Source organism: Mycoplana sp. MJR14, from assembly GCF_029210525.1.
Lineage (GTDB): Bacteria > Pseudomonadota > Alphaproteobacteria > Rhizobiales > Rhizobiaceae > Mycoplana.
The window spans coordinates 790,563-803,321 of record NZ_JARGEO010000001.1 but is presented as its reverse complement, the minus strand read 5'-3'; the positions used below and the strand labels follow the sequence as shown (position 1 = coordinate 803,321).

Here is a 12,759-nt window from a genome sequence, read left to right as displayed (position 1 = left end):
TGTCTTCGCGCAAAAACAAACTGGTGTCAAAGCGTATAGTTTAGAATAATTCGATACTTGCAACCGTGCCCGCGCCGCAGGCAGGGCGCAGGCCGGGCGACGCCGCCCGGTGCGCCGGCTAGCCTATGCCTTGCGCTCCATGGCGCAGAAGAAGAAGCCGTCCGTTCCGGTCGAGGCCGGTGTCAGCGTCACCGTCTTCATGTCCGCCGACCAGGGCTTCGGCTTGTCGGTGCCGAAGAGGTCCTCCCAGGCTTCCGCCGCCGACAGAATCTCGAATTCCGGGTTGTCCTCGCAGAAGCTGTAGACCTGGTTCTCGTTCTCCTCCGGCAGCACCGAACAGGTCACGTACAGGAGATAGCCGCCGGGACGGACGAAGGTCGCAGCACTCGCAAGCGCCTCTTCCTGCTGCGACAGGCGTTCCTCGAGGTTCTTGTCCGTCAGTCTCCACTTGGTGTCCGGGCGCCGCCGCCAGGTGCCGGTGCCGGTGCAGGGCGCGTCGACCAGCACCCGGTCGAACCGGCCGGCGAAGGGGGACAGGGACGAAAGGTCGTCATGGACCTGGACATTGCGCGTGCCGGCCCGCTTCAGCCGCTCGATGATCGGCGCCAGCCGCTTGCGGTCGGCGTCATAGGCGTGCACTTGGCCCTTGTTGTTCATGGCCGCGGACATGGCGAGCGTCTTGCCGCCGCCGCCGGCGCAGAAGTCGAGCACCTGCTCGCCCTCCTGGGCGAAGACGAGGTCGGCGACGATCTGCGAGCCCTCGTCCTGCACCTCGAACCAGCCCTTCTGGAAGGAGAGCTCGGCGGTGACGTTCGGCAGCCGCGAAGGGCCCTCGCCGGCGGGAATGCGGATGCCGTGGCGGGCGATCGTCGTCGGCTCGGCGCCGGAGCGCTCCAGCGCCTTCAGAACCTTCTCCCGCGATGCCTTCAGCGTGTTGGCGCGCAGGTCGAGGGTCGGCCGTCCCGTCAGCGCCTGCGCCTCGGCCAGCCAGTCTTCGGAAAAATTCTCTTCGAACGAGGGCTGCACCCATTCCGGGATGTCGCCCTGTACATGCAGCGGCGCATCCGCGAGGCGGCGGCCGGCAAAGGCCTTCAGGCGTGCAGCGGGGATGTCCGGGGCAAATTTGTCGCCTTCGAGCTCGCGCGCGAGGCTTTCCGGCGTCAGGCCCCATTGCCTGAGCATCACGCCGAGCGCGAGCGAGGCCGCGCCGTCGTCGTCCATCAGATAGGCGTGCGACAGCTTCATCCGCAGCGCGTCGTAGACGATGTTGCCGATCGCCGCCCGGTCGCCGGATCCGGCAAAGCGGTGGGCGAGGCCCCAGTCCTTCAGCGCGTCGGCGACCGGACGCTTGCGCGTCTCGATGTCAGCCAGAACCTCGATGGCTCCGGAGAGCCGTCCACCCAATCGCATTGCTCATCTCCAGTTTGCCGCCGTGGTAGCGGCGATGGGCGGCAAGAGCAAGCCGGCGGGCGTCAAATAGGCTGGCGCGGTTTCAGCTGGCGAGGATCTGGTAACAGACCTTGGCGTGGCCGGAGCGGATCATGCCGATCTCCGAGGCCGCCGCCTTGGAAAGGTCCAGTACCCGGCCACGGATGAACGGACCGCGATCGTTGATGCGGACGACGACGCTCTTGCCGTTGCGGGCATTGGTGACCTTGACCTTGGTGCCGAAGCGCAGCGTCTTGTGCGCCGCCGTCAGCTTGGCCGGGTTCATGCGCTCGCCGGAAGCGGTTTTCGAGGTGAGCGCGTACCAGGATGCACCTCCGCAGCCGGCGGCCTCGGCGGTGGATGCGAAGGCAACGGGCGCAGCGATGATGAGTGCGGCAAGCGCCGCAGTAGAGGACTTGATAGACATGTTGACCCCTCAGTGCTGAAGTCCAGTTTCTTCTGACAGGTCTGTCTATTGGGACGAAAAATGGCGAAAAATGGCCTTGTCCAGCCCTGACTATTTCACAAACACATTCGAAATAGTTTGCATAGAATGCGATCGATCTTGGCGGAATCGCAAGTCCGTCCGGAAAAGGCCTTTAGAATCAGTGCTGATCTTGAAAGCTTGACAAGCGTGGAATTTTCGGCTGCGGACTGCCGAAAAAGCTGAAAAAAAGTTGCGCCTAGACCGAAAAGACTACGCCAAAGTCCATCGGTTTCCGGGGTTGATCGCGTTCAGGTTGTAGAAAATTGACGAAACTTTGGCGAGCATGGCCGCAGTTTCGTAACCTCTCGTTAACCAGACGGTCCGTCTCACCCCCGCCAGTCGTCGTCGGCCCACATCTGCGCCAATGACATGCGGTAGTTCGGGTAGCGGAAGTCGAACCCGAGCGACCGGATCCTGGCATTCGAGACGCGCTTGTTCTCGCCGTAGAAGGACCGCGCCATCGGGGAAAGTTCGGCGGTTTCGAACGGGACCTCCGGCGGCATGTCGGCGCCCATCAGGCGGGCGGCTTCGGCGACGACGTCCTGCGGCGGTCCCGGCTCGTCGTCGGTGATGTTGAACACCCCGCCATGCCCGCCTTCGGAGAGGAAGAGCGCCGCCGCCCCGATATCCTCGACACGGATGCGATTGAACACCTGGTCCTTCTTGACGAGCCGCCTGGCGGTGCCTTCGGCGACATTGCGCAGCGCGTTGCGCCCGGGGCCATAGATGCCGGCAAGCCGCAGGACGGCGACAGGCACTCCGCTCGTCTGGGAAAAGGAAAGCCACTTGCCCTCGGCCTCCATCCGCTCCACCGAGCGGGCCGAGACCGGATGGACCGGCGCGTCCTCGTCCACCCAGGCGCCCATGTGGTCGCCGTAGACGCCGACGGTCGACAGGTAGCCCGCCCACCGCAGATCCGGCATCAGGTCCGTGATCGGCGGCACCCCGGCGCGAAAGAGCGGGTCCCCGCTCTTGCCGGGGGCGATCGACTGCACGAGATGCGTCGCCTGCCGCATCGCAGCCATCAGGGCATCCGAGATCGTCTCGCCATCATAGAGGATCGCCTCGATGCCGCGGGCGGACAGCGCGTCTGCCTTCTCCTGTGATCGCGTCGTGCCGGCGACGGCATAGCCGGCCGCCTTGAAAGTCTCCGCGATCGCGCGGCCGGAAAAGCCCGCTCCCAGAACCAACAGCCGCATCAGGCACCTCCCATCGCTGCATCATATTCCGCACGCACCTCGGCGTCGGTCTCTCCCGCAGAGCGGGCCAAGGCCTGGAACGCGTCTTTCCCCATCAGCTGCGACAGTGCCCACACGGCCATGCCGCGCACGTTCGGCGAGGGGTCGCCGGCAAGCCGCCGACAGATCGGCACGAGCGTGGCGTCCCCGCTGTTGCCTGCCGCAATCAATACGTTGCGAACGAAACGGTCACGGCCGATCCGTTTGACAGGCGAGCCGGAGAAATGCGCGCGGAAGGCGGCGTCGTCCAGTTCGAGCAGGTCCGCGATCCGGGGCTCGCGCAGGTCGTTGCGGGCATGGAACTTCATCTCGGCGGCGGTGGCGGCGAATTTGTTCCAGGGGCAGGCGGCAAGGCAGTCGTCGCAGCCGTAGATGCGGTTGCCGATCAGCGGGCGCAGCGCGCGGTCGATCGGGCCCTTGTGCTCGATCGTGAGATAGGAGATGCAGCGCCGCGCATCGATCCTGTAGGGTGCCGGGAAGGCGTTCGTCGGGCAGGCGTCGAGGCAGGCCCGGCAGGAGCCGCAATGGTCGCGCTCCGGCGGGTCCGTCGCGAGGTCGGCGGTGGTGAACAGGCTGCCGAGGAACAGCCACGAGCCGAACTCGCGGCTGACGATGTTGGTGTGCTTGCCCTGCCAGCCGAGGCCCGCCTGCATGGCGAGCGGCTTTTCCATCACCGGCGCCGTATCGACGAAGACCTTCACGTCCGCGCCGGCGCGCGCGGCAAAGCGGGTGGCGATCTCCTTCAGGCGGCCCTTGATGACGTCGTGGTAGTCGCGGTTGCGTGCATAGACCGAGATCGCGGCGCGGTCGCGGCGCGCAAGCACCGCGCGCGGATCTTCGTCCGGCCCGTAGTTCATGCCGAACAGCACGATCGAGCGGACATCGCTCCAGAGCACGCGCGGATCGGCGCGGCGCGCGCGCGTCTCGTCCATCCAGTCCATGGTGCCGTGGTAACCGGCTGCGAGGAAGGCCTCAAGGCGCGCCGGCGCCTCGGGGATCGCATCCGGGGTGGTTACCCGGCAGACGTCGAAACCCTTGTCGCTCGCCTCCGCCAGCAGGAACGCCCGGAGTTTCTCCCGCTGCCGCTCGCTTCGCTTTTCCATGTCGGCGGCGACGGACATGGCTTGTGCCCTAGAAGTCGAGGTCCGCATAGTGCGAGACCGGGGTGACACCGCGAACGCGCTCGGCCAGAAGCGGGCGGAACGCGGGCCGCGACTTGATGCGCTGGTACCAGTCCTTCGCCTGCGGCGCGTCCTGCCAGTTGATTTCGCCGAGATAGTCCAGCACGGAGATGGAGGCGGCGGCGGCGAGGTCGGCATAGCTCAGCCGGTCGCCGGCGAGATAGGTGCGCGAGCCGGCGAGCCAGGAAAGATACTTCATGTGCTGGCGGATGTTGGCGCGCGAATTGCGCAGGATCTTGCTGTCCGGCGGTCCCCCGCCCTGGTCCGGCGTCATCTGCAGCTTGAAGATGCGCTCGCGCACCAGCGGCCGCGTGACGTCCTGCTCCATCTTCTGCAGGAACCATTCGACGAGACGGCGGATCTCCGCCCGCTGGAACGGGTCCTCCGCCAGAAGGCGCCGGTCGCGCTTCAGCACGCCATGGGTCTCGTCGACATATTCGGAGATGACGGTCGCACCGCAGAGCGCCCGCATGCTGTCGTCGACATAGACGGGCAGGGTCCCGGCCGGGTTCAGCGCCAGGAAGTCGCGCCGGTTCTCCCAGGGCTGCTCCTCGGCAAGGTCGGTCTGGTAGCCGTATTCGCTCAGGATCAGGCGAACGAAGCGCGAGGCGGAGGACATCGGGTGATGGTAGAGGGTCGGCATTGATGCGCTTTTCTTCAAGTGATTGTCGGAGGAAGTGGGGTCGGCCGCCGGCCGGAAACACGGATTGCGCTTTTCACGACTCCTGACACAAAGCTATAGGAAGATGGCAAGGCAAAAACAAGCGAATCGGTTCGTGATGTTCCCTCCCAACATCACCTCTTCAAGGATTTTCAATGGCCGACCAGTCGATTGTCAGCGCCCTCGTACTCGGATTGATCGAGGGCCTGACCGAATTCATCCCCGTGTCCTCCACGGCCCATGTTCTGCTCGCCGGACACTTTCTCGGCTTCAAGTCTCCCGGCAACACCTTCGCCGTCCTCATCCAGTTCGGCGCCATCCTGGCGATCCTTGCCGTCTATGCCGGCAAGCTGATCCATATCGCCATGGCGCTGCCGGACAGCGCGAAGGCGCGGCGCTTCGTGCTCTGCGTGCTCCTGGCCTTCCTGCCGGCCGCCGTGATCGGCGTGATCGCGCATGACTTCATCAAGACGGTGCTGTTCGAGACGCCGCAATTGATCTGTGTCGTGCTCATCGTCGGCGGTATCCTGCTCTATGCGATCGATCGCCTGTCGCTGAAGCCGCGCTACACGGACGTGATGGACTATCCGCCGTCGCTCGCCTTCAAGATCGGCCTTTTCCAGTGCCTGGCGATGATCCCGGGAACCTCGCGCTCGGGTGCGACGATCGCAGGCGCCCTGCTGATGGGCACCGACAAGCGGTCTGCCGCCGAGTTCTCCTTCTTCCTGGCCATGCCGACCATGCTCGGCGCCTTCACCCTCGATCTCTACAAGAACCGCGACGCGCTCAGCTTCGACGACGGGATGATCATCGCCGTCGGCTTCGTGGCCGCGTTCGTCTCGGCGCTGCTGGTGGTCGGCTCGCTTCTGAACTTCGTCTCGCGGCGCGGCTTCGCCCCCTTCGCCATCTGGCGAATCCTGATCGGACTGGCCGGCCTGGTCGGGCTGGCGATCTGGGGATAGTGGCTGGGCCCGCAAGGGGCCCGCAGCGATGAAACGAAGGGCGCTTCGGCGCGATTTTCAGGGGGCCGGGCGTCAGCGTCCGGCCCTTTGCGTCAGCGGCCGATCGACGCGGTCGTGCAGGGGTCGACACCATAGGCCGGCGCGCATCCGTGCTTGCCTGCGGCGACCGTCGACGGGGCCACGAAGGAGCCCGCCAGGATCACCAGAGCTGCGCAGCCGAAGAAGAGTGCAATTGCCTTGCCCATGTCGAAGAGTGCCCCTGAGGAAGTGTCTGCGCCGGTCAGCCGTTGCGGCCCTGTTGCGCGAGGCGGTGTGTATGCGCCGCCCTGAGAAACATCAATAACCCGACATGCTGAATCCCGCGTAAATGGCGCGCTGATTTTGTCCACTGCGGCACAACTGCAACGATCCGCTCGGCCGGGTCGTGGGCGCGCGCCGGAGCTGCCTGTCGGGGTGTGACGGGACGTTGCAGATGGCTCGAATGAAACGGCCGCCCGGAAGGCCGGGCGGCCGGATCTGATGCCCCTCTGGGCGAACGACGGACGGCGCTGCCGGCCTCAGGCCGTGCCGCGGGTGAACTGGCCCTGCGGGCGGTAGCGGACGAGATAGGACGGCAGGATCGCCTCTGCCAGCGCCGGGGTGATTCCGAGCGCCTGGATCGTGCGCCCGTCCTTCTTGGCCGCGTCCGAGACGATGTTGTCGGAGCGCAGCAGCGTCACCTGGTCCGGCGTCAGCGGCGGATCGACGAAGGGAACGAGCGAGGCGAACGAGCCGATCATGGAGGCGATGCCGAAGGGCAGGGACACCAGCGCCCGCCTGCGGTCGATCACCTCCAGCATCAGTTCGAGACACTGGCGGAAGGACAGGACTTCCGGGCCGCCGAGTTCGTAGGTCGTGCCCTTCGCGGCCTGGCCGTCGACGGCGCGGGCGACGGCTTCGGCCACGTCGGTCACGTAGACCGGCTGGAACTTGGTGTGGCCGCCGCCGACCAGCGGCAGGGCGGGCGCGAAGCGCGACATGCTGGCGAATTTGTTGAAGAAGCCGTCCTCCGGCCCGAAGATGATCGAGGGACGCAGGATCACCGCCTCGGGCAGAACCTGGCGGATCCCGTCCTCGCCGCGGCCCTTCGAGCGGGCGTAGTCGGACGCCGAGTTGGCGTCCGCGCCGATGGCGGAGATATGGGTGAGGGTGGCGCCGCGGGCGCGGGCGGCTTCCGCCACCGCGCGGGCGCCGAAGTCCTGCACCGCGTTGAAGCGGTTGCGACCCTTTTCGAACAGGATCCCGACGCAGTTGACGACGTGATCGGCGTCATGGACGGCGCGGTCGATCGAATCCCGGTAGCGCAGGTTGGCCTGGACGAAGGAAATCTGCCCCAGCCCGCCGATCGGCTGCAGGAAACCCGCCAGGTCCGGCCGCCGCACCGCGACCCGGATGCGATAGCCGCGCTTCGCCAGGGCCCTCACCACATGTCGGCCGACAAAACCGGAGCCGCCGAACACGGTGACCTGTGGTGGAAGGTTGGAGAGGGTCATGCGGAATGCTCCTGGAAAAGGCGAAGGTGGGTGAGGCCTACATAGCCGAAAGAGCCGGGCAGGTGAAGGCGTCTCCTGCGCGCACCCCGCCGCATCGCCAAACCGTTTCCGGGAGCCGGTTTCAGACGCCCTCGACCACCACCATCTCCGCGTCCGCCACCTCCTGGCGGATGGCCGCGGCGATCTGGTATTCGGGGGAATTGTAGCAGTCGATCGCCGCCTGCATCGACGGGAACTCGATGACGACGTTGCGCGCGCGCACCTGTCCTTCCAGCTTCTGGAACGGGCCGCCGCGGGCGAGGAACGTCGCGCCGTATTTCTCGAAGGCGGGCTTTGCCGCCGCGACATAGTCCTTGTAACGCTCGGGATCGCGAACATCGACGCGAGCGATCCAGTATCCCTTGGCCATCGTCTCCTCCTTCGGTCGTCGGTCTATGCCGCGCGTGCGCCGGCCATCTCGGCAAGGATCGCCTCGGCGGCGGCGCGGGGGTCGTCGGCCATGACGATCGGCCGGGCCACGACGAGGTGGCTCGATCCGGCCCTCAGCGCCTCCGCGGGCGTCATCACCCGCTTCTGGTCGCCCTTCTCCGCGCCGGCGGGCCGGATGCCGGGCGTCACGACCGCCATGTCCGGCCCTGTGATCTTGCGGACGGCCGCGGCCTCCTCGGCCGAGCAGACGATGCCGCCCATGCCGGCGGCGCGCGCCTGTTCCGCCCGGCGCAACACCAGCGTGCGCGGGTCGCAGTCGTAGCCGGCCTCGGCGAGGTCGTCCTTGTCCATGGACGTCAGCACGGTGACGCCGAGCAGGCAGAGGCCGGAGCCGCGCGCCGCTTCGACCGCAGCCCGCATCGCCTTCGGATAGGCGTGCAGCGTCAGCATCGACATGCCCATCCTGGCGATGTTCTCGACGCCCTTGGCCACCGTGTTGTCGATGTCGAGCAGCTTCATGTCGAGGAAGACCTTCTTGCCGTCCTGCGCGAGCTCGCGGGCGAACTCCAGCCCGCCGGCAAAGACCAGCTGGTAGCCGATCTTGTAGAAGAGCACGCTGTCGCCGAGCGCGCGAACCTTCGCCTCCGCCTCGGCCACGGTCGGGACGTCCAGCCCGACGATCAGGCGCTCGCGTGCATCCATGTTCAGATCCCCTTCCACGACTCCATCGCCGTCCAGTCGCATGTGACGGTGCGATCTTCAAGCCGGAAGGCGAAAAGATTGCCGCCGCTTCCGGGCTGGTCGTGGCTGCGCGCGATCGGCAGGCCCTGCAGGTGGCATTTCAGCAGCGTCCCGACGCCGCCGTGTCCGACGAAGGCGATCGGTTGCCTCTCATCGTGGTTGTTCAGCACCTCGTCCACCTGCGCGACGATCCGCGCCTGCGCGTCGACCGCCCGTTCCCAGCCGCGGAAGCTCTCCGTCGGATGGGCGAAGAACCAGTCGGCCGCTTCCTGGAAACGGTCGGGCGGAAGGAAGCCGGTGGCGCTGCGGTCGTTCTCGCCCATGCCATGGGCGATCTCGACCTTGATCCCGGCTGCAGCCGCCAGGATTTCCGCCGTCTCGACCGCCTTCACCTCGTCGCTGGAGACGATCCGCCTGAGCGACCGGACCCAGGCCGACCCGGCCGCCTGCTCGGCGCGCTGGCGGCCGATCTCCGACAGTCCCCATCGGGGCACCGGCACGTCGGGTTCGATCCGGATCTGCGGATGGGTGATGTAGAGGGCGAACACGGCCGTCGCTCAGTTCGTCTTGCGGTAGGTCCACAGCTGCGCCGGTGGAATGTTGCGCACGACGAAGTCGAGGTGGCTGATCTGGTAGCGATCCGGCATTGCCGTCACCGGCGACACGGGCCCGTAGGAGATCTGTACGACCGGGCGGCCGGCCGGGATGCGCCGCAGAAGGTCCTCGATCAGCGCGACGCGGCGATGCATCGGGAAGTTCAGCAGCGGCACGGCCGAGACGACGCTGTCGAACTGCACGTCCTTCAGCGGGCCGAGCGTGGCATCGAGATCGAAGGCGTCGCCATTGATGAAGTTCACGCCCTCGAAGCGTTCGACGAGATGGTTGTAGAAATCGGTGGAGTATTCGACCGAGACGATCCTTTCCGGTGCCACGCCCGCCTCGAGAATGGCCTTGGTGATGGCGCCCGTGCCCGGGCCGAGTTCGAGGACGGGGAGGTTCGAATGCGGATCGACCACGCTCGCCATCCGGCGCGCGGTCACCGAGGAGGTGGGGATGATCGAGCCGACAGCGCGGGTATTGCTGATCCAGCCCTTGAAGAAGCGGATCTCCTCGTCAAACTTCCTGCCGAGCCGTTCCTTCACCTTCACACGCAAACTCATGTCGTCCCCCGGTGTGGCCGTCAAGGAAACCGACCCGGCGCCCGTGCGGACCGGATCCCCTGAACCGTGTCTATTCGATGGCACACTATGTGTAGCCGTTTGCGTCAAAAACAAGTCTGTTCGCGCCAGATCAACAGCTTGTCACCGGAAAGCGAAACGGCGGGCCATCCGACCCGCCGCTTTGATCTCACAGCCGACCCCGCATCCTAGACGCGCATCGGCATCAGCACGTAGAGCGCGTCGTCGCCGGCGAGATCGCGCACCAGTGTCGGCGAGCCCGGATCGGCCAGCATGAACACGGCCTCCTCGCCGGACAGCTGCGCGGTGATGTCGAGCAAATATTTCGCGTTGAAGCCGATCTCGAGCGGGTCGCTCTCGTAGCCGACCGGCAGCTCTTCCGTGGCGCTGCCGGAATCCGGATTGTTCACCGTCAGCGTCATCTGCCCCTCGCTCAGCGCCAGCTTCACCGCGCGGCCGCGTTCGGACGAAATGGTGGAGACGCGGTCGACCGCCTGGGCGAAGGACTGGCAGTCGATCTTCAGTTCCTTGTCGTTGTTGGCGGGGATGACCCGCTGGTAGTCGGGGAAGGTGCCGTCGATCAGCTTGGAGGTCAGCACCACCGAACCGATGGTGAAGCGGATCTTCGCATCCGAGACCTCCACGGTGACGACGAGATCCGGATTGTCGACCAGCTTCTGCAACTCGCCGACCGTCTTGCGCGGGATGATGATGCCGGGCATGCCCTCGGAGCCGGACGGGGCTTCGACGTCGGCGCGCGCCAGCCTGTGGCCGTCGGTCGCCACCGCGCGCAGCTTCAGCTTGCCGTCGCTTTCGATCGTGTGCACGAAGATGCCGTTCAGGTAGTAGCGCGTCTCCTCCGTCGAGATCGCGAACTGGGTGCGGTCGATCAGCATCTTCAGCTCGGTCGCCTTCAGCTTGAAGGTATGGCTGAAGCTGCCGGCGGTCAGGTCCGGAAAATCGGACTGCGGCAGGCACTGCAGCGAGAACTTCGAGCGGCCCGATGTCACCGTCATGGCGCCGCCATCCGGCGTGTTGGAGAGCTGCACCTCGGAGCCGTCGGAGAGCTTGCGGACGATATCGTAGAGCAGGTGGGCGGGCACCGTCGTCGCCCCGGCCTGCTCGACCTGGGCCGGCGTCGCCTCGGTGATCTCGAGGTCGAGGTCTGTCGCCTTCATCTCCAGGCTGCCGGCGTCCGCGCGCAGCAGCACGTTCGAAAGGATCGGGATCGTGTTGCGCCGTTCGACCACGCGATGGACGTGGTTCAGCGACTTCAGGAGGTTGGACCGCTCGATGGTGATGCGCATTGGAGTATCGCTTTCGACCGCTTGCCCGCCGGCGGCGCCGGCACGGCGTCTTCTTGTTTGCCGGCTGGCGCCGGAAGGATGTGGACGGGCAAATTGGCAGATTTGACCGGCGGAATGCAAGAGGCATGGCGATCGTGACAGGGGATACCGCGGCATGCCGATGCACCCGCGCCCTTGCGGCCCGTCCTTGCCTCGCCCATAAGGAGACGAAGACCGCCCCGAGGTCCGGAGGCGGCGGCAGGAATGTAAGCCGAGAATGCAGGAACAGCCGCACAGGGAGGCAGCGCCGGCTGCCCGCCACTACCGCGTCCACGGCGCGCTCGTCGCCGCCCGCCCGCTGGAGCCGGCGCTCTATCTCGTCGCGACCCCGATCGGCAATCTGGGCGACATCACCCTGCGGGCGCTGGAAACGCTGGCCGGCGCCGACGTGCTCGCCTGCGAGGACACCCGTGTCACCCGCGTGCTGCTCGACCGTTACGGCATCGCCACCCGTCCTTATGCCTATCACGAGCACAACGCCGACGAGGTCGGGCCGAGGCTGGTTGCGGCACTCGACGAGGGCAGGTCCGTGGCGCTCGTCTCCGATGCCGGCACGCCGCTCGTCTCCGATCCCGGCTATCGCCTCGGCCAGCTCGCGCTGGCGGCCGGCCACAAGGTGGTGCCGATCCCTGGCGCCTCGGCGCCGCTGGCAGCCCTCGTCGGCTCGGGCCTGCCCAACGACGCCTTCCTGTTCGCGGGCTTCCTGCCGACGAAAGACAAGGCCAGGCGGGACCGCCTCGGCGAGCTCGCCACGGTTCCGGCGACGCTCGTCTTCTTCGAATCCCCGCATCGCATCGGCGCCACGCTGGCCGCCGCCGCCGACGTGCTGGGCGCCGATCGTCCCGCCGCCGTCTGCCGCGAGCTCACCAAGGCCTTCGAGGAATTCCGCCGCGGCACGCTCGCGGGGCTCGCCGCGCATTATGCGGAAAACCCGCAGGTGAAGGGCGAGATCGTGCTGGTCATCGGCCCCCCGACGGAGCAGGCACCGCCGGAGGCGGCCGACGTCGACGCGCTGCTGGCAGGGCTGGTGCGCGACATGCCGGCCGGCAAGGCCGCGACGGAGGCGGCGCGCCTCACCGGCATGAACCGGCGCGACCTCTACCAGCGCCTGCTCGAACTGAAGGCCGGCGATGGACGATGAGGCCGGCAAGAGGCTGCGCCGGAAGGCCTTCCGCCGCGGTCACCGCGCCGAGATGGTCGCCGCCCTCTACCTGTTCGCCAAGGGCTATCGCATCGTCGCGATCCGCTATCGGACGAAGGTCGGCGAGATCGACATCATCGCCCGCAAGAGCGATCTGGTCGCCTGCATCGAGGTCAAGGCGCGGGCGAGCGAGGCAGGCGCCGTCTTCGCCGTGACGGCATCGGCCCAGCGCCGCATCCGCGCCGCCAGCGACGTCTGGCTGGCCCGCCAGCCGGATGCCCATCGGCTTTCCATCCGTTACGACATCGTCGCCGTTCTCCCCTGGCGCCTGCCGCGGCACCTGCCGGACGCATTCTGACGGAAAAGAGAAAGCAAAACGAAAGCGATGTGAATTGTAATCCTGCTGCCATGAAACTGTTACGCGCCCGTCATGGT

At 66.6% G+C, this 12,759-nt stretch carries 15 protein-coding genes; 3 read left to right on the top strand and 12 right to left on the bottom strand.

Translation table 11 applies throughout. The annotated features are described in order from the left end of the window. Positions 1 to 123: 123 nt before the first annotated feature. The 5 genes from P0086_RS03950 to P0086_RS03930 form a co-directional block, all read right to left on the bottom strand. Positions 124 to 1,410 carry an RsmB/NOP family class I SAM-dependent RNA methyltransferase gene (locus P0086_RS03950; RefSeq protein WP_112615978.1) on the bottom strand — a complete coding sequence of 429 codons (1,287 nt, stop codon included), beginning with the start codon at positions 1,408 to 1,410 and terminating at the stop codon, positions 124 to 126. A gap of 82 nt (positions 1,411 to 1,492) precedes the next feature. Continuing rightward, on the bottom strand, positions 1,493 to 1,855 hold the full coding sequence (locus P0086_RS03945) for a septal ring lytic transglycosylase RlpA family protein (protein ID WP_112609053.1): 363 nt from the start codon (positions 1,853 to 1,855) through the stop codon (positions 1,493 to 1,495). A 386-nt stretch (positions 1,856 to 2,241) separates the two neighbouring features. Further along, positions 2,242 to 3,114 carry an SDR family oxidoreductase gene (locus tag P0086_RS03940; RefSeq protein WP_275782609.1) on the bottom strand — a complete coding sequence of 291 codons (873 nt, stop codon included), beginning with the start codon at positions 3,112 to 3,114 and terminating at the stop codon, positions 2,242 to 2,244. After that, positions 3,114 to 4,274, bottom strand: a complete 1,161-nt coding sequence (queG, locus tag P0086_RS03935; protein WP_275782606.1) for a tRNA epoxyqueuosine(34) reductase QueG — start codon at positions 4,272 to 4,274, stop codon at positions 3,114 to 3,116. The genes P0086_RS03940 and queG overlap by 1 nt, the downstream gene beginning before the upstream one ends. 10 nt (positions 4,275 to 4,284) lie before the next feature. Then, on the bottom strand, positions 4,285 to 4,977 hold the full coding sequence (locus tag P0086_RS03930; protein WP_112600049.1) for a glutathione S-transferase family protein: 693 nt from the start codon (positions 4,975 to 4,977) through the stop codon (positions 4,285 to 4,287). Between the two features lie 173 nt (positions 4,978 to 5,150). On the opposite strand from P0086_RS03930, the gene P0086_RS03925 reads away from it, so the two are divergent. Beyond that, positions 5,151 to 5,957, top strand: a complete 807-nt coding sequence (locus P0086_RS03925; RefSeq protein ID WP_275782603.1) for an undecaprenyl-diphosphate phosphatase — start codon at positions 5,151 to 5,153, stop codon at positions 5,955 to 5,957. 92 nt (positions 5,958 to 6,049) lie between these two features. Here the strand turns inward: P0086_RS03925 and P0086_RS03920 are convergent, their stop codons facing one another. From P0086_RS03920 to dnaN, 7 genes are all read right to left on the bottom strand, one after another. Beyond that, positions 6,050 to 6,202 (bottom strand): hypothetical protein, encoded by a 153-nt coding sequence (locus P0086_RS03920; protein WP_112600047.1) that lies wholly within the window; start codon positions 6,200 to 6,202, stop codon positions 6,050 to 6,052. A gap of 312 nt (positions 6,203 to 6,514) precedes the next feature. After that, positions 6,515 to 7,489: a complex I NDUFA9 subunit family protein gene (locus P0086_RS03915; protein WP_112600046.1), complete on the bottom strand. Its 975-nt coding sequence runs from the start codon at positions 7,487 to 7,489 to the stop codon at positions 6,515 to 6,517. A 121-nt stretch (positions 7,490 to 7,610) separates the two neighbouring features. After that, positions 7,611 to 7,898, bottom strand: a complete 288-nt coding sequence (locus P0086_RS03910; protein WP_112615986.1) for a DUF1330 domain-containing protein — start codon at positions 7,896 to 7,898, stop codon at positions 7,611 to 7,613. Between the two features lie 23 nt (positions 7,899 to 7,921). Next, positions 7,922 to 8,620, bottom strand: a complete 699-nt coding sequence (gene pyrF / locus P0086_RS03905) for an orotidine-5'-phosphate decarboxylase (protein ID WP_275782597.1) — start codon at positions 8,618 to 8,620, stop codon at positions 7,922 to 7,924. A 2-nt stretch (positions 8,621 to 8,622) separates the two neighbouring features. Then, entirely contained in the window at positions 8,623 to 9,207 is a 585-nt protein-coding gene (locus P0086_RS03900) for a histidine phosphatase family protein (RefSeq protein WP_275782595.1), read from the bottom strand. A 9-nt stretch (positions 9,208 to 9,216) separates the two neighbouring features. Then, positions 9,217 to 9,819, bottom strand: a complete 603-nt coding sequence (gene pmtA, locus P0086_RS03895; RefSeq protein WP_148178300.1) for a phospholipid N-methyltransferase PmtA — start codon at positions 9,817 to 9,819, stop codon at positions 9,217 to 9,219. Positions 9,820 to 10,025: 206 nt separating this feature from the next. After that, positions 10,026 to 11,144 carry a DNA polymerase III subunit beta gene (gene dnaN, locus P0086_RS03890; protein ID WP_112600041.1) on the bottom strand — a complete coding sequence of 373 codons (1,119 nt, stop codon included), beginning with the start codon at positions 11,142 to 11,144 and terminating at the stop codon, positions 10,026 to 10,028. Between the two features lie 256 nt (positions 11,145 to 11,400). On the opposite strand from dnaN, the gene rsmI reads away from it, so the two are divergent. Together rsmI and P0086_RS03880 are read left to right on the top strand one after the other, a co-directional pair. Beyond that, complete coding sequence (gene rsmI / locus P0086_RS03885) at positions 11,401 to 12,324, top strand: 16S rRNA (cytidine(1402)-2'-O)-methyltransferase (RefSeq protein WP_275782590.1); 924 nt, start codon at positions 11,401 to 11,403, stop codon at positions 12,322 to 12,324. Beyond that, positions 12,314 to 12,682 carry a YraN family protein gene (locus P0086_RS03880; RefSeq protein WP_275782587.1) on the top strand — a complete coding sequence of 123 codons (369 nt, stop codon included), beginning with the start codon at positions 12,314 to 12,316 and terminating at the stop codon, positions 12,680 to 12,682. The genes rsmI and P0086_RS03880 overlap by 11 nt, the downstream gene beginning before the upstream one ends. Positions 12,683 to 12,759 lie beyond the last annotated feature (77 nt).

Bases quoted from the DNA above. Each gene is read 5' to 3' on its own strand.
- P0086_RS03880 (WP_275782587.1), top strand. From the start codon at position 12,314: ATGGACGATGAGGCCGGCAAGAGGCTGCGCCGGAAGGCCTTCCGCCGC.
- pyrF (WP_275782597.1), bottom strand. From the start codon at position 8,620: ATGGATGCACGCGAGCGCCTGATCGTCGGGCTGGACGTCCCGACCGTG.
- P0086_RS03945 (WP_112609053.1), bottom strand. From the start codon at position 1,855: ATGTCTATCAAGTCCTCTACTGCGGCGCTTGCCGCACTCATCATCGCT.
- queG (WP_275782606.1), bottom strand. From the start codon at position 4,274: ATGTCCGTCGCCGCCGACATGGAAAAGCGAAGCGAGCGGCAGCGGGAG.
- P0086_RS03925 (WP_275782603.1), top strand. From the start codon at position 5,151: ATGGCCGACCAGTCGATTGTCAGCGCCCTCGTACTCGGATTGATCGAG.
- P0086_RS03910 (WP_112615986.1), bottom strand. From the start codon at position 7,898: ATGGCCAAGGGATACTGGATCGCTCGCGTCGATGTTCGCGATCCCGAG.
- dnaN (WP_112600041.1), bottom strand. From the start codon at position 11,144: ATGCGCATCACCATCGAGCGGTCCAACCTCCTGAAGTCGCTGAACCAC.
- P0086_RS03915 (WP_112600046.1), bottom strand. From the start codon at position 7,489: ATGACCCTCTCCAACCTTCCACCACAGGTCACCGTGTTCGGCGGCTCC.
- pmtA (WP_148178300.1), bottom strand. From the start codon at position 9,819: ATGAGTTTGCGTGTGAAGGTGAAGGAACGGCTCGGCAGGAAGTTTGAC.
- P0086_RS03950 (WP_112615978.1), bottom strand. From the start codon at position 1,410: ATGCGATTGGGTGGACGGCTCTCCGGAGCCATCGAGGTTCTGGCTGAC.
- P0086_RS03920 (WP_112600047.1), bottom strand. From the start codon at position 6,202: ATGGGCAAGGCAATTGCACTCTTCTTCGGCTGCGCAGCTCTGGTGATC.
- P0086_RS03930 (WP_112600049.1), bottom strand. From the start codon at position 4,977: ATGCCGACCCTCTACCATCACCCGATGTCCTCCGCCTCGCGCTTCGTT.
- P0086_RS03940 (WP_275782609.1), bottom strand. From the start codon at position 3,114: ATGCGGCTGTTGGTTCTGGGAGCGGGCTTTTCCGGCCGCGCGATCGCG.
- rsmI (WP_275782590.1), top strand. From the start codon at position 11,401: ATGCAGGAACAGCCGCACAGGGAGGCAGCGCCGGCTGCCCGCCACTAC.